Origin of the sequence: Nonomuraea sp. NPDC049637 (genome assembly GCF_040675235.1) — a bacterium.
Lineage (GTDB): Bacteria > Actinomycetota > Actinomycetes > Streptosporangiales > Streptosporangiaceae > Nonomuraea.
The window spans coordinates 335,465-352,349 of sequence record NZ_JBFAOM010000004.1; the positions used below are offsets into that span (position 1 = coordinate 335,465).

A 16,885-nucleotide genomic window follows, 5' to 3' on the forward strand; every position below is an offset into this window, starting at 1 on the left:
TGTGGAGCGTTCCAGGAGCCGGAACACCTCAGGCCACCACCAGTGCGGCCGAGATCGCCTGCGCCGCGCCGCGTACGGTGAGGCCCAGCCGGGCCAGCGGCGCGGACGGGCCGGGCGTCGCCACCCCCACCGACATGCAGACGCCGCCGCCCGGCCCGAACACCGGCGCGGCCACGCACGACACGCCCTCGGTGTACTCCTCCTGGGCGTAGGCCACGCCGTACCGGCGGACCTGGGCCAGCTCCCGCTCCAGCGTGGCCACGCCGGTGATCGTGCGGCTGGTCAGCCGCTCGAAGCCGCCCTGTCCGAGCACCTCCTCGCGCAGCCCGCTGTCGAAGGCCAGCAGCGCCTTGCCGGTCGCGGTGCAGTGCAGCGGCGCGAGGTCGGTGCCGTCGGAGCGGGACCGGACGCGGTCGTGGCCGTACAGGCGCTCGACGTAGCGGGCCTCCAGGCCGGCGGGCACGGCCAGGTTGACGGTCTGGCGGGTCGTCTCCTGCAGGCAGAGCAGGTACGGCAACACCACCCGCCGCGACCCGGGGATGCGGTTGCGGGCGATGCCGGCCATCGTCTCCAGCTGCAGGCCGGGCAGGTAGCCGGTGCCCACCCGCCGGGCCAGTTCGCGTGCGCACAACACGCCCAGGATCCGGTGGGCCGTGGACTTGGGCAGGCCCGTGCTCCGGCTGAGCTGGGCCAGGCTGATCGGCCGGGGGGCGGCGCTCAGCGCGAGGAGGATGTCGATGCCCCGCTCCAGGCTCCCGATCGGCGTCACCGGACGCGTGAGGTGTTCCTGGCGGACCGTTTGCAGCGGCATGGTGCTCCCTTTCGCTCTCCGAGGAGCGGATGGGGCTTCCCGGGGCTACGGCTTGGCATTCCTTGCCCTACCCCGCCGTCGCGGTCCGAATACCGGGTTCGGCGCAGGCTGATGATCTCGGCGTGCCCGGAAAGGGCCACTTCAGCGGGGGTTCTGGGATATTAGTCCAGACTTGCGGCATATGCGGCCAGGCCGCCGGGCGCGCGTCGGCGGCTTCGAGAGCATCGCGGGAGGACGTCAGGCTGACCTCGCCGGTCCTCGCCGGTCCTCGCCGTTGCGCGCCGCAGCACCCGCGCGGCCGCCGCCGGCCCTGCCGGAGGCCTTGCGCGGACACCTCCGCCGCCGAGCGAACCCCGAGCGGCCCCTGAGCGGATCCCGAGCGGACGCTGAGCGGGCCCCGAGCGGACGCTGAGCGGGCCCCCAGCAGCGCGAGCGGGGGCCGTCGTTCCGGGCAGCACACACCGCCGGGCGCTCGCACCGGCGAGCCGTCCCGCCGGCGAACCGGGCCTGCGTGCGACGAAGCGCGCCGTTCCCAAGACAGCCGCACGCGCGCCCGTCACCGAGCGCGCGCAGTCACGGCGAGGCCAAGGCCCCCACCGGTGAGAACCTACCGGGGCAGAGCCGCCGCGGCGGCGGCGAGCTTCTCCACGCGGGCCCAGTCGCCCGCGGCCAGCGCGTCGGCCGGGGTGAGCCAGCTTCCGCCCACGCAGCCCACGTTCGGCAGCCGCAGGTAGTCGGCCGCGCTCTCGGCCCGGATCCCGCCGGTCGGGCAGAACCGCACGTCCGGCAGCGGCCCGGCCAGCGACTTCAGGTACGCGACGCCGCCCGCCGCCTCGGCCGGGAAGAACTTCAGCTCCTTGATGCCGCGCTCGGCCAGCGCCATCACCTCCGAGACGGTGGCCGCGCCCGGCAGGTATGGCACGCCGCTGGACTCCAGCGCCTCCACCAGCGACAACGTCGTGCCCGGCGAGACCAGGAACCGGGAACCGGCCGCCACGGCCGCCGAGATGTCGGCGGTGGTGCGGATCGTGCCGGCGCCGACCGTCGCCCCCGGCACCTCGGCGGCGATCCGCTCGATCGCTCCGAGCGCGGCCGGCGTGCGCAGCGTCACCTCGATGACGGGCAGCCCGCCCGCCACGAGAGCCTCGGCCATCGGCACGGCGGTCGCCACGTCGTCGATCACCACGACGGGGATCACGGGGGCGAGGTCGAGCAAGCTCATCAGAGTCTTCTCCTCATCGGCCGGGGTCACGGCCGTCTAGTGGTGATCAGGGTGGGCCTCAGCCCACGAGTTCGGTGGTGGCCCGCCCGCGCAGCCAGGCGGCCGCGCCGGTGAGCGCCGGCTGGGGCGCGACGATCAGCGTGGTGGAGATCGCCTCCAGGTATCCGGGCATGTCGGGATTGCCGACGAACCGGGCACGGAAGCCGCTGGTCCGCACCCGTTCCACGATACGGGGCAGCACCCCGCCGCCCAGGTAGACCCCGCCCCTGGCGCCCAGGGTGAGCGCCACGTTCCCGGCGAAGCTGCCCAGCATCTCGCAGAACACCTCGACGGTCTCCGCGCAGAGCGAGTCGTCGAGCCGGGCCACGATGTCGGAGGCGTTCAGGTCGGGCGCGGTCACGCCGTTGACCTTGGCCAGCGCCCGGTGCAGGCGTACCAGGCCGGGGCCGGACAGCAGGTGCTCGGCCACGACGTGCGGCAGCCCCTCGGCCTGCAGCACCCGGACGATCTCCAGCTCGCGCCGGTCGATCACCGGCACCGTGACGTGCCCGCCCTCGCCCGGGACGGGCGTCCAGCCCCGGTCGGTGGGCACGAGCCCGCCGACGCCGAGCCCGGTCCCGGGGCCCAGCACGGCCTTGACGCCGTGGGAGGGCTCGGGCCCGCCCAGGGACACCAGGTCGGGGCCCTCCAGGTGGGGCAGCGACACGGCCAGCGCCTCGAAGTCGTTGAGCAGCACCGCGTACGGGATGCCCAGGTCGCGTACGGACCCGGCCCACGCCGAGTTCGTCAGCCGGTAGCGGTCGCCGTCGATCGGCCCGGCCAGCGCCAGGCACGCCGCGCCCGGCCGCGCCCCGCCCGCGTGCTCGGCGAGGTAGGCGTCGACGGCGTCGGGCAGGGTGGGGTAGGCGGAGCCGGCCAGCACCGCGACGTTCGAGGGCCGGGCCTGCGGCGAGGTGACCAGCCCGAACCGGGCGTTGGTCCCCCCGATGTCGGCGACCAGCCACGGAAGGTCAAAGGCACTCATCTCACACCTCCGATGCTCACGCCTCCGATGCCCACGACGACGGGGCCAAGATCGTACGCCGTCGTCACCGGAAGGATGCCACGCACGCTCACCGGCTCCGCCCGGCGGCCCGCGTGCTCACGGGCGCGCCGCTCTCCAGGTGGGAGGCGCCCGCCTCGGCGGGGAAGCCCAGCCCGGGGCCGTGGTGCGGCGACTCGGCGCCGCTCACCCCGAAGATCCCGGCGCCCTGCTCGGCGTGCCCGGCCATGCGGCGGAACGTGGCGAACAGCTCGCGTCCCGTGCCGACCCACTCCGCGTCGCTCAGCGGCCGGCCCTCGGGCGTGCGCCGGGCCAGCTCCTCGGCCGGCACCAGCAGCTCCAGCGTCCCGGCGGCCGAGTCGAGCCTGATCACGTCGCCGTCGCGGACGATCGCGATCGGACCGCCGTCGGCGGCCTCGGGCGACAGGTGGATGGCCGCGGGGACCTTGCCCGACGCGCCCGACATGCGGCCGTCGGTGACGATCGCCACCCGCTGCCCGCGGTCGAGCAGCACGGCCATCGGCGGCGTGAGCTTGTGCAGCTCGGGCATGCCGTTGGCGCTGGGGCCCTGGTAGCGGATGACGGCCACGAAGTCCTGGCCGTCCAGCTCGCCGGCCTCGAAGGCGCGCAGCAGGTCGAGCTGGTCGTCGAACACCTTGGCCGGGGCCTCGATCACCAGGTGCTCGGGCTTGACCGCCGACACCTTGCTGACGGCCCGGCCGAGGTTGCCCTCGACCATGTGGATGCCGCCGTCGGCCGAGAACGGCTCGGCGACCGGGCGCAGCACGTCGCGGTCCTTGCTGCCGCCCGTGACCGGCTCCCAGACCAGCTCGCCGTCCACCAGCGAGGGCGCCTGGCGGTAGCGGTCGAGGCCGGGGCCGGCGACGGTCAGCACGTCGCCGTGGAGCAGGCCCTCGTCCAGCAGGTCGCCGATGAGCACCTGCATGCCGCCGGCGTCGCGGAAGTGGTTCACGTCCGCCTGGCCGTTGGGGTAGATCTTGGTCAGCGACGGCACGACGCGCGACAGGCAGGCCAGGTCGTCCCAGGTCAGCACGATGCCCGCGGCGGCGGCCATGGCGACCAGGTGCAGCGTGTGGTTGGTGGAGCCGCCGGTGGCCAGCAGCGCCACACAGGCGTTCACGATCGACTTCTCGTCCACCAGCTCGCCGATCGGCGTGTACTCCGGGCCGTGGGCGGTGATCTCCACCGCGCGGCGGCCGGCCGCCTCGGTCAGGGCGTGGCGCAGCTCGGTGTGCGGGTTGACGAACGTCGAGCCGGGCAGGTGCAGGCCCATGACCTCCATCAGCGCCTGGTTGGAGTTGGCGGTGCCGTAGAAGGTGCAGGTGCCGGGGGAGTGGTAGGACTTGGCCTCGGCGTCCAGCAGCTCCGCCCGTCCGACCTTGCCCTCGGCGAAGAGCTGGCGGGTGCGCGCCTTGACCTTGTTGGGCAGGCCGGAGGTCATCGGCCCGGCCGGCACGAAGATCGCCGGCAGGTGCCCGAAGTGCAGCGCGCCGATGAACAGGCCCGGCACGATCTTGTCGCAGACGCCCAGCAGCAGCGACGCGTCGAACATGTCGTGCGACAGCGCGATGGCGGCCGCCATGGCGATCACGTCGCGGCTGTAGAGGGACAGCTCCATGCCGGCGCGGCCCTGCGTGATGCCGTCGCACATCGCGGGCACACCGCCGGCGACCTGCGCCACGCCGCCCGCCCTGCGCACCGCCGCCTTCAGCTCGGGCGGGTAGGTCTCGTACGGCTGGTGGGCGGAGAGCATGTCGTTGTAGCTCGTCACGATCGCCACGCCGGGTTTGGCCGTGCCTCGCAACAAGGGCTTGTCCTCATCGGAGGCGGCGGCGAACCCGTGCGCCAGGTTCGCGCAGCCCAGGTGGGCGCGCGCCGGGCCCTTGGCCCGCGCCGCCTCGCCGTCGCGCCGGATCCGCGCCAGGTAGGCGGTACGGCTGGCCGCGCTGCGCTCGGCGATCCGATCGGTGATCTCCTGGATGACGGAATTCACAGGTCTTCCTCCTCGTGCCAGGCGCGACCGCTGCGGCCGAGCAGTTCGTGGGCCCCGGCGGGGCCGGTGGTTCCTGCGGGGTAGGGCTCGGGCAGGTCGGCGGAGGACTCCCAGGCCGCCAGGATCGGATCGATCCAGCGCCAGGCCGCCTCCACCTCGTCACGCCGCATGAACAGCGTCGGGTTGCCCGCCAGCACGTCGGTCAGCAGCCGCTCGTAGGCCTCCGGCACCCGCGCGGTGAACGTCTTGCCGAAGCTGAGCGACAGCGGCACCGGCTTCAGCGTCACCTCGCCCGCGCCCGGCTCCTTGGCCATGATGTGCAGCTCGATGCCCTCCTCGGGCTGCAGCCGCAGCACCAGGCGGTTGGGCGTGCCGCCGGGGAAGATGGAGTGCGGCACGTCCTTGAACTGCACCACGATCTCCGACCGCCGGTACGGCATACGCTTGCCGGTCCGCAGGTAGAACGGCACCCCCGCCCAGCGCCAGTTCTTGATCTCGGCCCGGATCGCGGTGAACGTCTCCACCCGCCGCGAGGCCTCGGTCGTCGGCGTGGAGGCGGGCTCGTCCAGGTAGGACGGCATGCCGCCGGCCTCGGTGTACTGGCCGCGCACGGTGAACCGGTCCACCTCGGTCCCCACGATCGGCCGCAGCGACTGCAGCACCTTGACCTTCTCGTCCCGGATGGACTCGCGGTCGTTGCGCGACGGCGGTTCCATCGCGGTCAGCGTGAGGAGCTGGAGCAGGTGGTTCTGCACCATGTCGCGCAGCGCGCCCGCGTGGTCGTAGTAGCCGCGCCGTCCCGGCGTGCCGACGGTCTCGGCGGCGGTGATCTGGACGTGGTCGATCCACAACGAGTTCCAGATCGGCTCGAGGAAGGCGTTGGCGAAGCGCAGGACCAGCAGGTTCTGCACCGTCTCCTTGCCCAGGTAGTGGTCGATGCGGAAGATCTGGCGCTCGTCGAAGATGGCGCCGACCTCGTCGTTGATCCGCTGGGCGCTGGGCAGGTCGCGGCCGAGCGGCTTCTCCAGCACCACCCGCGAGAGCGGGGTGACCAGGCCGGCCTCCTCCAGCTCGCGGCAGAAGGGGCCGAACGTCATCGGCGGGCTGGCCAGGTAGAACACCCGGTCGCGCTGCTCGTGACCGGCCAGCAGCCTGGTCAGCGCGCCCCAGCCCGACTTGTCCTCGCCGCCGACGTCCACCGAGACGTGGTGCAGGCGGCCCAGGAAGCGCTGCCAGACGGCGGGGTCGTCCACGGGGACCTGGTCGCGTACCTCGGCGTCCACCTTGCCGCGGAAGTCGGCGTCGGTCAGCCCGCCCCGGGACATGGCGATGACGCGGGTCTCGGGGGACAGCCGGCCGTCCCTGTCGCTGTGGTAGAGCGCCGGGATCAGCTTGCGCATGGACAGGTCGCCGGTCCCGCCGAAGACGACGAGATCGGCGGTATGGGCGGGGCTGGCGGTCGAGAGGGGGGACAAGGCGAAGCTCCGTTGATCTACCAAGGAAGGACAGAACGGACACTAACGAGAGTTTGGGTCGTGCACAAGCAGGGTTTTGGCATCTGAGATGAAAAAGTCTTCACTTTTCATTACCGAAGCCCATGTGATTCACTTGGCCGATGCCTCGACGTACCGCCGCGACCCTCGCCACGAGTGGCGAGGTGCTCCGCCTCATCCGCACAGGTGAGGCCGTCACGCGCGCCGACCTCGGCCGGGTGACCGGTCTGTCGCGCCCGGCGGTGCAACTGCGCGTCGGCGAGCTGCTCGACCGCGGCCTGGTCGTCGAGCGCACCGACGCCCCCTCGACTGGCGGGCGCCCGCCGGTCCGGCTGGAGTTCAACGCCGGGGGCGGCGTCGTCCTGGTCGCCGCGCTGGGCGCGAGCCGCACCCGGGTCGCGGTCTGCGACCTGGCCGGGCGCGAGCTGGCCGGCCGCGACTTCTTCATCGACGTCGAGCAGGGCCCCGACGTCGTGCTCCCGCTGCTCATGGACACCTGGGACGAACTGCTCGGCGACCGCCCCCGCTCCTGCGTCAGGGGCGTCGGCATGGGCGTGCCCGCCACCGTCGAGTTCGCCCAGGGCCGCACCGAGAGCGCCCGGGTGATGGCCTCGTGGACCGGCGTGGTCATCCCGCCGATCATCCGCGAGCGGTTCCCCGTGCCGGTGCTCGTCGACAACGACGTCAACGTGCTGGCCATCGGCGAGCACCGCGGCGCCTACCCCGACCTCGGCGACCTCATGTTCGTGAAGGTCTCCACCCGCATCGGCGCGGGCGTGATCGCCGGCGGCGAGATCCTGCGCGGCGCGCTCGGCGCGGCCGGCGAGATCGGCCACATCCCCGTGCTCGACGGCGGCGGCGTGCTCTGCCGCTGCGGCAACACCGACTGCGTCGACTCCGTCGCCAGCGGCACCGCGCTGCTGCGCGACCTGCGCGAGGCGGGCAAGGACGTCGGCACCATCGCCGACGTGACCGCCCTGGTCCGCGCGGGCGACGCCGAGACGATGGCCATCGTGCGCACGGCCGGCCGCCGCATCGGCGAGGTGCTGGCCGGGGCGGTCAACATCCTCAACCCCTCGGTCGTGGTGCTCGGCGGCGACATGGCCGAGGCGTTCGGCCCGCTGGTGTCGAGCATCCGCGAGGTCGTCTACCGCCGCTCCACCGCCCTGGCCACCCGGCGGCTGCGCATCGAGCCGAGCCGGCTCGGCGCGGGCGCGGGCATCAGCGGCTGCGCCGTGATGGTGCTCGACCACGTGCTCTCGCCCGAGGCGGTCGACGAGACGATGACGGTCTCGACGCTGCGCCGCGAGCGCGGGCTGGCCGGCGCCGGCTAGAGGTCCCAGCGCGGTTCGGGGCTCTCCCGCACCACGCCGTCCGCGCCGAAGATCAGGTGGCGGTCCAGGTCGTCGGCGAACCAGCGGTCGTGGGTGACCGCCAGCACCGTGCCGGCGAAGCCGTCCAGGCCCTCCTGCAACGCCTGCGCGCTGGCCAGGTCGAGGTTGTCGGTCGGCTCGTCGAGCAGCAGCAGCGTCGCCCCCGACAGCTCCAGCAGCAGGATCTGCAGCCGTGCCTGCTGGCCGCCGGACAACGTCTCGAACCGCTGCCCGCCCGCCGGGGCCAGCTCGTAGCGGGCCAGCGCGGCCATGGCGTCGTTCCTGGTCAGCGCGAACGTCTCCGACACCAGCTCGCCGATGGGCCGACCGTGCAGGTCGGGCCGCAGGTGGGTCTGCGCGAAGTGGCCGGGCAGCACGCGGGCGCCCAGGCGGGCCACGCCGGTGTGCGCGACGGGCTCGCCGGCCAGCAGGCGCAGGAAGTGGCTCTTGCCGGTGCCGTTCAGGCCGAGCACGCCGACCCGCTCGCCGTAGGCCACCTCGGCCGAGAAGGGCCGCACCAGCCCGGTCAGCTCCAGATCCACGCACGTCACGGCCCGCTTCCCGGTACGCCCGCCGCGCAGCCGCATCCGTACGTTCTGCTCCTTCGGCGGCCGGCTCGGCGGCCCCGCCCGCTCGAAGCGCTCCAGCCGGGACACCGCCGACCGGTACGCCCCCGCCAGCGCGTCGTTGTTCGCCGACCGCTGCCGCAGCACGTGCAGCAGCCGGCGCAGCCGGGCCCGCTCGTCCTCCCAGCGCCGCCGCCGCTCCTCCAGGCGCTCGCCGCGCCGCCTGCGGGCCTCGGCGTAACCGGCGAAGCCGCCGCCGTGCACCCACACCTCGCGGCCCTCGACGGTGACGACGCGGTCGGCCGCCTCGGCCAGCAGCCGCCGGTCGTGCGAGACCAGCAGCACGGTCTTGGCCGAGCTCCTGATCGCCCGCTCCAGCCACTGCTTGGCCGGCACGTCGAGGTAGTTGTCCGGCTCGTCGAGCAGCAGGATCTCGTCGGGGCCGCGCAGCAGCGCCGCCAGCATCAGCCGTTTCTGCTCGCCGCCGGACAGCGTGGCCAGCCCCCGGCCGGCGACCTGTTCGTAGGGCAGCCCGAGCGCCTCGGTCGCGCACGCGTCCCACACCACCTCCAGCTCGTAGCCGCCCACGTCGGCGTAGTCGGCGACGGCCTGGGCGTAGGCGAGCTGGCGGGGCTCGTCGTCGCACAGCGCGATCGCCGCCTCGGCGCGGGCCCGCTCGGCCGCGGCCGCCCGCACCCGCGCGGGCGCGACGCCCAGCAGCAGGTCGCGCACGCTGCCGGTGCCGAGGAACTGCCGCATCACCCCGACGCCGCCGCCGGTGGTGATGCGCCCGTCGTCGGGCCGCAGGTCGCCCGCGATCAGCCGGAGCAGCGTCGTCTTGCCCGCGCCGTTGGGGCCGACCAGCGCCGCCTTGGCGCCGTCGCCCACCTTGAACGACGCCTCCAGCAGCAGCGGACGCCCGTCCGGCAGCAGGTACGTCACGCCGCTCACCTCGATATGACCCATGTTCCATTACTAGACCATCGATCCGGTTCGCGTACAACGTATTATCCGTCGTGTGGACAACGTTTGGGTTCGCCCCCGCAAGGACGCCAAGCCGAGGCTGACGCTCGACCGGATCGTCGCCGAGGCCGTCGCGCTGCTCGACGAGGAGGGCGTGGCCCGGCTGACCATGCGCCGCCTGGCCGAACGCCTCGACACGGGCTCGACCACCCTCTACTGGCACGTCCGCACCAAGGAGGACGTGCTGGACCTGGCGCTCGACGCCGTCTTCGGCGAGGTGCCGCTCCCCGGCGGGCACGACGACTGGCGGGCCGCCGCGCGCGACCTGATGAACGGCTGGCGCGCCGCCCTGCTGCGCCACCCCTGGTCGGCCACCATCCTCGACCGCCCGCTCCTGGGCCCCAACGCCCTGGAACGTACCGACTTCCTCTACCGCACCCTGTCCGGGGCCGGCCTGGACGGCCCGCAGGCCGCCTACAGCCTGTCCAACTACGTCATGGGCTCGGTCATCATGCAGGTCACCTGGCAGCGCCGCGAAGGGCTCGACACCGACGCCTTCCTGCGCGAGGGGGCCGCCAGCTACCCGGCGCTGGCCGAGCACGGCCTCGGCCACGACTGGGACGCCACCTTCGCCACGGGCCTCGGCTACCTGTTGCGCGGCATGACGCACGACGCCGCCTGAACCGCCCGCAGCGGGCCGTCAGCAGCCGTCGCACCCCGGCGACAGGCGGTCATCCCCTGGGCTTGTGGGTCCTGGACGGGTGGCGGCCCGGCGGCGTGCCGTGCGGGTGTGACGACGGAGTCGCCGCCGGATCGCCGCTCCAGGACGGCGTCGGCGCAGTGCTGGGGCGAGAGCCGTGCGAGGGCGACGACGACGATGGCGAGGACGGCGAGGGGGCCGGGGTCCGGCCGGGGGAGGCGACGACGGCGCCGGGGGTGGCGCCGGCGACGGTGCCGGACGTGGTCGAGCGCGGCCTGCGCGTGCCCCGCCCGCCCTCGGGCCGGACGCCGTCAGGCGTGGAACCGGTCACGGCGGGCCCCGTGCGAACCCGGGTGGGCCGGGCCGTGGCGGTGGCAGCAGGCGTGAGGGGGGTGGCCGTGGCCCTCTCGGAACCCACGGCGACGGGCCCCGGATCGCCGGAGGTGCGGCCCGGACCGTGCGGCCAGTGCACCGGGTCGAGGCCGGGCGAGCTGAACGCGTCGCCCATCAGCGCCCCCGCCCCGGCCAGCATGAGCGTGCCGAGCAGCACCCCGGCGGCCATCAGCGCCCGGCCGCGCCGCGCGCCCCCCTCCGCCGGGGAGGAGGCGGTCCGCGTCGTCGATCGATGGGTTCCGCTCACGTACCCCGATGGTAGTGACGTGCGGGCATGGGTCGGGCCGTGGCGGACGTCCAGGGGGAAAATTCAGCGTCAATCGTGATCAACAGCCGCACAGCAGCCCGCGCAGCGCCGTCTCCAGGCACAGCCCGGACCGGGCGGGGACCGGCCACGGGAAGCGCACCAGCGACTCGTCCACCCGCACGGTGGCGCCGTACCGGTCGAGCTCCCACAACCACACCTCGCCGGGCTCCTCGCCGAGCTGCCTGGCCACGCCCGCGGTGAGCTGCGGCCGGTGGGAGTCGTTGACGTGCGCGATCACCCGTTCGGCCGTCTCGGTGAGCGGGTCGGGGGCCGCGCCGAGGTAGTCGTCGGCGTCCAGCAGGCCGGACTCCTGGCCGGTCAGGTAGACGACCTGGGCCACGTCCAGGCGCAGCAGGCGCGGGGCGCCGGGACGGCCGTACCGCTCCAGGGCCTCGAACAGGCCCTCGTCGGCGCTGTGCGCGGCCACCGCGACCGCCGCGGAGCGGGCCTGCGACTCCGGCACGGCCTCCGCCCACCCGTGCACCTCGATCATCGCCCGCGGATGTGTCACCGCGCCGAGCTGCCGCATGGCCGTCAGGTTCACCGCGACCACGGCGTCCTCGCGCAATCCGTGCAGGGGTTCGCCGGGCCGGACCAGCAGCACCGGGCGGCCGCTCTCGTCCACGCCGCCCCGGGCGGGGGCGCAGGCGCCGTCCACCGTGAGTTTGGCCAGCGTCGAGGTCGAGGCGAGAGTACGGATCCGCTCGGCGAGGGGCAGCATTGAGATCACATCCATTGGTAGGTTAGGCTCACCTAAGTAAGGATTACCTAACCACATCGAGGTGAACGTGCGCTACACCGGCCCGAAGGTGCGACTGTCGCGTCGCGCGGGCGTCCCGCTGACCAGGAAAGCCGTCCGCTACTTCGAGCAGCGCCCCTACCCGCCGGGCGAGCACGGCCGCAAGACCAACCGCCGCACCACCGGCGACTACGGGCTGCGGCTGATGGAGAAGCAGAAGCTGCGCTGGTACTACGACGTGTCCGAGCGGCAGCTGCGCCGCTACTGGGACCTGGCGGTGCGCAAGCCGGGCGCCTCGGGCGCCGAGCTGGTCACCATCCTGGAGACCCGCCTGGCCTCCCTGGTGCTGCGGGCCGGCCTGGCCCCGTCGATCTACGCCGCCCGCCAGTACGTCAACCACGGCCACATCGCCGTGGACGGCCGCAAGGTGGACATCCCCAGCTACCTGGTCAAACCAGGCCAGATCATCACCGTGCGGGAGCGCTCGCGCCGGATGCAGCCCTTCGTGGCCGCCGCCGAGGGCGTGCACGCCGACGAGCGGATCGCGCCCTACCTGTCGGTCGACCACGCCGAGCTGCGCGTCACCCTCCTGCACCGGCCCGAGCGCGAGCAGATCGCGGTCCCCGTGGACGAGCAGCTCGTGGTGGAGTTCTATTCTCGTTAGCCGTGACTGAAGCGGGAGAGCGCCACGCGAGCTGGCTTGAGCTGTTCTTCGACCTGGTCGTCGTCGTGGCGGTCGCCCAGCTCGCCCATCGGCTCCAGCATCCGACCTGGACGAACGTCGTCCTGTTCGTGGTGCTCTACTACGCGGTGTGGAGCGTCTGGACGTCCTTGACGCTCTACTCCAACGTCCGGGCCGGCAAGACGCGGGTGCGCAGCATGCTGGTCGGCATGTTCGGCATCGCGGTGATGGCCGCCGCCGCGCCCGACGTGGCCCACGAGATCGACAAGGCGGCCGGCACGCACGACGGGTGGTTCATCGCGGCGTACATCGTCTGCCGGATCAGCGCCTCCCGGTCGATCCAGCACGCCGGCACGATCATGACGGCCTGGCCGGCGGCCCAGCTCGGCGCCGGGCTGTTCCCCTGGGTCGCCTCCATCTGGGCGGACGGCTCGACCCGCTACGGCCTGTGGGCTCTCGGCATCCTGCTCGACGTGGTCTTCTCCGTCGTCAACAGCCGTCGGCCCGAACGTTTCCTGGCCGAGATGCGCGGCCAGGCGCACCGGCTGGCCGCGCGCGAGGAGCGCCGGGTCAGGGCCGGCCGCCCGGCCCGCCCGCTGCCCCGGCCCGCCGCCGCCGTGCTCGACCCGGCCCACCTGGGGGAGCGGCTCGGCCTGTTCGTGATCATCGTGCTGGGCGAGGCGGTCATGCAGGTCGTCGTCTCGGCGTCGGGCCACTCGTGGGGGCCGGAGCTCGCCGTCGCCGCCGCGGCCGGCTTCGGGCTGATCGTCGCCCTGTGGTGGCTGACCTTCCAGTACGGCCTGACCACCGTGCCGGGGGCCGCCGAGCGCGGCCTGCCGCCGTACGTCGCGCTGCCCGCACACTTCGCCATGACCGCCGGGGTGACGGCCACGGCCGCCGGGCTCGGCGTCGTCGCCGCCGAGCCGGCGCAGTCCCTGCACCACGGCGCCGGCTGGGTGCTGGGCGGCGGGCTGGCGCTGTACTTCGCCGCCTCGGCCGTGCTCGGCGTGGCCCTCCGCGCCGGGTGGCGGTGGATCTGGGGATGGGCGGTGCCCACCGCCCTCGCGCCGCTGGGCGTCGCCGCGCTGTCGGGGCTCGTCCCCGGGTACGTCTCGGTCACGCTGCTGCTGGCCGTGGCCCTGTGGCGGCTGGTCTACCGGTCCGGCCGGACCGGCTCCGAACATTCTGACCAGGTGCGCTCAGCCGGTGACGTCCTGCCGGCGTAGCTCGGCGACCTCGCGGCGCAGGGCGGTCAGCTCCTCCAGGATGCGCTGGGTGTGCAGGTTGTTGTCCTGCTCCAGCGCGGCGCGCTCCTCGGCCGACTCCTCGTCCATGGCGCTGACCACGACCGCCATGAACAGGTTCAGCACCACGAATGTGCAGACCAGGATGAAGATGGTGAAGAAGATCCAGGCCGTGGGGTGGGCGCCCATCACCTCGCGGGCGATGTTGCCCCAGTCGTCCCCGGTCATCGTCTGGTAGAGGGTGAACAGCGAGGTCGGCAGGCTGCCGAAGCGCTCGGGGGAGTCGCCGCCGTACAGCTTGGTGGCCATGACGGCGGCGACGTACAGGACCAGGGAGAGCAGCAGCACGATCGAGCTCATCCCGGGCAGGGCGCGCAGCAGCGCCGAGACCACCCGGCGCAGGCTCGGCACCACCGACAGCAGCCGCAGGGCCCGCAGGATGCGCAGCGAGCGCAGCACCGACAGCCCGCCGGTCGCCGGGACCAGGGCGATGCCCACGATCAGGGTGTCGAACAGGTTCCACGGGTCGCGCACGAACGCCGAACGCTCGACGTAGACCTTGGCCAGCAGCTCGGCCACGAAAATGTAAAGGGCGGTGTGGTCGATCACGACCAGCAGGTGGCCGAACTCCCCGACGACGGCGGGAACGGTCTCCAGGCCGAGGGTGGCCGCGTTGACCAGGATGACGCCGACGACGAAGCGCTGGAAACGCCGGTCGGCGAGGAGGGCGCGGACGCGTTCACGCACGGGGGCAAGCTCCTAAAGATCGGTCATGTGCCGTTCCATGATGCAGCAACATGATCAAGGAGGTGCCTGTGGTATAAATCGCACCTGACAGTCACAGGGGCAAGGGGGCACAAGGGGCATGTCGTATCCGAACTACGGTCCGTCCTATTACGGCCCGCCGCCCCAGAGCCACCCCAACGGCACCACGATCCTCGTGCTCGGCATCCTCAGCCTGGTGGTCTGCGGCATCCTCGGCCCCTTCGCCTGGTCGATGGGCAACAAGGCGCTCAAGGAGATCGACGCCAGCGGTTACGCCTACGACAACCGCGGGGCGGTGCAGGCCGGCCGCATCTGCGGCATGATCGCCACGATCCTGCTAATCCTCGGGGCCGCCTTCATGGTCCTCGGGCTCGGGGCCGGCCTCCTGTCGGCCGTCTTCTCCAACTGAGGGCCGCACGCAGTAGTCCCCGATGCCCGACTCCAGCAGGTCGAAGGCCGCCGTGGCCTGGGCCCGCAGGTCGGGCGCGATCGTCTCCCAGCTCTCGCCGGCCAGCATCCGGGTCACCGCGTGCGTGGTGAGGATCCTGGTCGTGCCGAGGATCTGGGTGGCCACCATCTGCGGGGTCAGGTCGTCGGGGTCGGCGTCGAGCTCGTCGGCCAGGGCCCGGGCCAGCGCCTGCTCCCGCGCGACGTGCAGCTCGCGCAGCTTGGCCACCAGTGACGGGCTGCCGTTGACGATGCGGGCGAACACGTCGCCGCCCTCGTTGAGGCCGTAGCGCCAGTGGCGTGAGTCGAGGGCCTCCAGGAAGTCGCGCCGGAAGGCCCGCGCCACGCTCTCGCCGGGCCGCCGCCCGCGCACCACCTGCTGCGGCAGGTCGGTCACCAGCTCCTGCCGGTCGGCGAACAGGTCTTCCTTGGTCGGGAAGTAGTTGAACACCGTGTTGACGGACACGTCCGCGGCGCGGGCGATCTCGGCCACCGTCACGGGGTCGAACCCGCGCGTCATGAACAGGCCCATCGCCACGTCGGCGATGCGCTGCCTGGTCTCCCGCTTCTTGCGCTCCCGCAGCCCCTCTTCCATGCCGCCATGATACCGAACTTGCAGTGACTTCAAAATTGTGGCTACTCTAATTTTGGAGGCGATCACATGTTGAGAACCACAGGTCTGACCAAGACCTTCGAAGGCGGCGTGGAGGCCGTCAAAGGCGTCGACATCTCGGTGGAGGCGGGCGAGATCGTCGGCTTCCTCGGGCCCAACGGCGCCGGCAAGACCACGACCATGCGCATGCTGACGACCCTGCTCCGCCCCACCTCGGGCACGGCCACCGTGGCGGGCCGCGACCTGCTGGGCGACCCGCGCGAGGTGCGCCGCCGCATCGGATACGTCTCGCAGGGCGGCGGCGTCAACGTCATGGCCCCGCTCGCCGAGCAACTGGAACTCCAGGGCATGCTGTACGGCCTGAGCCGCGCCGAGGCCAGGTCCCGGTACCGCGAGGTGCTGGCCCGGCTCGGCCTGGCCGGCATGGAGGAACGCGTGGGCGCCGCGCTGTCGGGCGGCCAGCGGCGCCGCTTCGACATCGCCTTCGCCCTGCTGCACGACCCCCGTCTGCTCTTCCTCGACGAGCCGACCACCGGCCTGGACCCCCAGAGCCGCGCCAACCTGTGGGAGCACGTCCGCTCCCTGCGCGAGGAGCACGGCGTGACGATCTTCCTGACCACCCACTACCTGGACGAGGCCGACGCGCTCTGCGACCGGCTGCTGATCATCGACGACGGCCGGATCGCCGCCGCGGGCACCCCGGCCGAGCTCAAGGCGGGCCGCACCCTCGACGAGGCGTTCCTCGACATCACCGGCCGGTCGCTGCGCGAGGAGGCGGGGGTCTGATGCTGCGCGACACCTGGGTGCTGTTCCGCCACTCGCTGCGCGCCACCCTGCGCCAGAAGCTCGGCATCGTCTTCGGCGCCGTCCAGCCGCTGCTGTTCCTGGTGCTGTTCGGGCCGATCTTCGCCACGTTCGGCACCTGGGAGGTGCTGGTGCCGGGGCTGATCGTCCAGCTCGGCCTGATGAGCATGGGGCTGGCCGGGTTCGGGGTGGTCTTCGACAGGCGCTTCGGCGTGCTGGAACGGCTGCGCGTCACCCCGGCCAGCCGCCTGGCCCTGCTGCTCGGGCGGGTGCTGGACAACGTCGTGACGATGGCCGTGCAGACGACGATGGTGCTGGCCGTCGGGTTCGCCTTCGGGATGCGGGTGCCGGTCGCCGGGCTCGCGGCCGGGTTCGTGCTGGTCGTGGTGCTGGGGGCGAGCCTGGCCGCCCTGTCGTACGCCGTCGCGCTGACCATCGGCGAGCAGCTCTTCGCGCCGGTGATGTCGACGGCGGTCGTCCCGCTGGTGCTGCTGTCGGGCGCGTTCCTGCCCATGTCGATGGCGCCCGGCTGGCTGGACGCGCTGTCGCACCTCAGCCCCTTCAGGTACGTCCTGGAGGCGCTGCGCGACCTGTTCGCCGGCCACTACGCCACCGGCACGGTCGGGATCGGCGTGGCCGTCACGGCCGGGCTCGCCGTGGTCGGCCTGACCGTCGGGGCCCGCGTGTTCAACCGGGAGACGGCGTGA

Annotated in this window: 17 protein-coding genes; 7 read left to right on the plus strand and 10 right to left on the minus strand. The window is 73.0% G+C overall.

Annotation, left to right across the window (positions count from 1 at the left end):
* Nucleotides 1-28: 28 nt before the first annotated feature.
* The 5 genes from AB0J71_RS08380 to zwf all read right to left on the minus strand — a co-directional run bounded on the left by AB0J71_RS08380 (nucleotide 29) and on the right by zwf (nucleotide 6,564).
* Nucleotides 29-811 (minus strand): IclR family transcriptional regulator, encoded by a 783-nt coding sequence (locus AB0J71_RS08380; RefSeq protein WP_364413414.1) that lies wholly within the window; start codon nucleotides 809-811, stop codon nucleotides 29-31.
* A gap of 607 nt (nucleotides 812-1,418) precedes the next feature.
* Complete coding sequence (eda, locus tag AB0J71_RS08385; protein WP_352351613.1) at nucleotides 1,419-2,033, minus strand: bifunctional 4-hydroxy-2-oxoglutarate aldolase/2-dehydro-3-deoxy-phosphogluconate aldolase; 615 nt, start codon at nucleotides 2,031-2,033, stop codon at nucleotides 1,419-1,421.
* Between the two features lie 58 nt (nucleotides 2,034-2,091).
* Complete coding sequence (glk, locus tag AB0J71_RS08390) at nucleotides 2,092-3,057, minus strand: glucokinase (RefSeq protein ID WP_352330445.1); 966 nt, start codon at nucleotides 3,055-3,057, stop codon at nucleotides 2,092-2,094.
* 88 nt (nucleotides 3,058-3,145) lie between these two features.
* Entirely contained in the window at nucleotides 3,146-5,089 is a 1,944-nt protein-coding gene (gene edd / locus AB0J71_RS08395) for a phosphogluconate dehydratase (protein WP_352330447.1), read from the minus strand.
* Nucleotides 5,086-6,564 (minus strand): glucose-6-phosphate dehydrogenase, encoded by a 1,479-nt coding sequence (zwf, locus tag AB0J71_RS08400; protein WP_358009482.1) that lies wholly within the window; start codon nucleotides 6,562-6,564, stop codon nucleotides 5,086-5,088. Before zwf ends, edd begins: the two co-directional genes overlap by 4 nt.
* Nucleotides 6,565-6,704: 140 nt before the next feature.
* Between zwf and AB0J71_RS08405 the strand changes: the two genes are divergently transcribed.
* Entirely contained in the window at nucleotides 6,705-7,916 is a 1,212-nt protein-coding gene (locus AB0J71_RS08405; RefSeq protein ID WP_364389748.1) for an ROK family transcriptional regulator, read from the plus strand.
* Here AB0J71_RS08405 and AB0J71_RS08410 read toward each other — a convergent pair.
* Nucleotides 7,913-9,487: an ATP-binding cassette domain-containing protein gene (locus tag AB0J71_RS08410; RefSeq protein WP_364413416.1), complete on the minus strand. Its 1,575-nt coding sequence runs from the start codon at nucleotides 9,485-9,487 to the stop codon at nucleotides 7,913-7,915. The genes AB0J71_RS08405 and AB0J71_RS08410 overlap by 4 nt on opposite strands.
* A gap of 52 nt (nucleotides 9,488-9,539) precedes the next feature.
* On the opposite strand from AB0J71_RS08410, the gene AB0J71_RS08415 reads away from it, so the two are divergent.
* Nucleotides 9,540-10,166: a TetR/AcrR family transcriptional regulator C-terminal domain-containing protein gene (locus AB0J71_RS08415; protein ID WP_364413418.1), complete on the plus strand. Its 627-nt coding sequence runs from the start codon at nucleotides 9,540-9,542 to the stop codon at nucleotides 10,164-10,166.
* Between the two features lie 49 nt (nucleotides 10,167-10,215).
* Here the strand turns inward: AB0J71_RS08415 and AB0J71_RS08420 are convergent, their stop codons facing one another.
* Both AB0J71_RS08420 and AB0J71_RS08425 read right to left on the minus strand, forming a co-directional pair.
* A complete protein-coding gene (locus tag AB0J71_RS08420; RefSeq protein WP_364413420.1) occupies nucleotides 10,216-10,824 on the minus strand; it encodes a hypothetical protein in 609 nt (202 codons plus the stop codon).
* A 79-nt stretch (nucleotides 10,825-10,903) separates the two neighbouring features.
* Complete coding sequence (locus tag AB0J71_RS08425) at nucleotides 10,904-11,620, minus strand: DUF2470 domain-containing protein (RefSeq protein ID WP_364413422.1); 717 nt, start codon at nucleotides 11,618-11,620, stop codon at nucleotides 10,904-10,906.
* A gap of 52 nt (nucleotides 11,621-11,672) precedes the next feature.
* Between AB0J71_RS08425 and rpsD the strand changes: the two genes are divergently transcribed.
* Nucleotides 11,673-12,287, plus strand: coding sequence for a 30S ribosomal protein S4 (gene rpsD, locus AB0J71_RS08430; RefSeq protein ID WP_352330645.1), 615 nt, complete (start codon nucleotides 11,673-11,675; stop codon nucleotides 12,285-12,287).
* Nucleotides 12,288-12,289: 2 nt separating this feature from the next.
* The gene (locus AB0J71_RS08435) at nucleotides 12,290-13,531 is read left to right on the plus strand and encodes a low temperature requirement protein A (RefSeq protein WP_364389752.1); all 1,242 of its coding nucleotides are present in this window, start codon (nucleotides 12,290-12,292) and stop codon (nucleotides 13,529-13,531) included.
* Here the strand turns inward: AB0J71_RS08435 and AB0J71_RS08440 are convergent.
* Nucleotides 13,505-14,296: an ion transporter gene (locus AB0J71_RS08440; RefSeq protein WP_352328274.1), complete on the minus strand. Its 792-nt coding sequence runs from the start codon at nucleotides 14,294-14,296 to the stop codon at nucleotides 13,505-13,507. The genes AB0J71_RS08435 and AB0J71_RS08440 overlap by 27 nt on opposite strands.
* Before the next feature lie 118 nt (nucleotides 14,297-14,414).
* Here AB0J71_RS08440 and AB0J71_RS08445 point away from each other — a divergent pair, with 118 nt between their 5' ends.
* Nucleotides 14,415-14,723: a DUF4190 domain-containing protein gene (locus AB0J71_RS08445; RefSeq protein ID WP_352328275.1), complete on the plus strand. Its 309-nt coding sequence runs from the start codon at nucleotides 14,415-14,417 to the stop codon at nucleotides 14,721-14,723.
* Here AB0J71_RS08445 and AB0J71_RS08450 read toward each other — a convergent pair.
* The gene (locus AB0J71_RS08450; protein ID WP_352328276.1) at nucleotides 14,652-15,356 is read right to left on the minus strand and encodes a TetR family transcriptional regulator; all 705 of its coding nucleotides are present in this window, start codon (nucleotides 15,354-15,356) and stop codon (nucleotides 14,652-14,654) included. The two genes, AB0J71_RS08445 and AB0J71_RS08450, sit on opposite strands and share 72 nt — an antisense overlap.
* A 66-nt stretch (nucleotides 15,357-15,422) precedes the next feature.
* Here AB0J71_RS08450 and AB0J71_RS08455 point away from each other — a divergent pair, with 66 nt between their 5' ends.
* Nucleotides 15,423-16,160: an ATP-binding cassette domain-containing protein gene (locus AB0J71_RS08455; RefSeq protein WP_364389755.1), complete on the plus strand. Its 738-nt coding sequence runs from the start codon at nucleotides 15,423-15,425 to the stop codon at nucleotides 16,158-16,160.
* The gene (locus AB0J71_RS08460) at nucleotides 16,160-16,885 is read left to right on the plus strand and encodes an ABC transporter permease (RefSeq protein ID WP_364413424.1); all 726 of its coding nucleotides are present in this window, start codon (nucleotides 16,160-16,162) and stop codon (nucleotides 16,883-16,885) included. Before AB0J71_RS08455 ends, AB0J71_RS08460 begins: the two co-directional genes overlap by 1 nt.

Coding starts and splice junctions, on each gene's coding strand:
- AB0J71_RS08380 (WP_364413414.1), bottom strand. CDS start 811: ATGCCGCTGCAAACGGTCCGCCAGGAACACCTCACGCGTCCGGTGACG.
- eda (WP_352351613.1), bottom strand. CDS start 2,033: ATGAGCTTGCTCGACCTCGCCCCCGTGATCCCCGTCGTGGTGATCGAC.
- glk (WP_352330445.1), bottom strand. CDS start 3,057: ATGAGTGCCTTTGACCTTCCGTGGCTGGTCGCCGACATCGGGGGGACC.
- AB0J71_RS08405 (WP_364389748.1), top strand. CDS start 6,705: ATGCCTCGACGTACCGCCGCGACCCTCGCCACGAGTGGCGAGGTGCTC.
- AB0J71_RS08410 (WP_364413416.1), bottom strand. CDS start 9,487: ATGGGTCATATCGAGGTGAGCGGCGTGACGTACCTGCTGCCGGACGGG.
- AB0J71_RS08425 (WP_364413422.1), bottom strand. CDS start 11,620: ATGGATGTGATCTCAATGCTGCCCCTCGCCGAGCGGATCCGTACTCTC.
- AB0J71_RS08445 (WP_352328275.1), top strand. CDS start 14,415: ATGTCGTATCCGAACTACGGTCCGTCCTATTACGGCCCGCCGCCCCAG.
- AB0J71_RS08450 (WP_352328276.1), bottom strand. CDS start 15,356: ATGGAAGAGGGGCTGCGGGAGCGCAAGAAGCGGGAGACCAGGCAGCGC.
- AB0J71_RS08455 (WP_364389755.1), top strand. CDS start 15,423: ATGTTGAGAACCACAGGTCTGACCAAGACCTTCGAAGGCGGCGTGGAG.
- AB0J71_RS08460 (WP_364413424.1), top strand. CDS start 16,160: ATGCTGCGCGACACCTGGGTGCTGTTCCGCCACTCGCTGCGCGCCACC.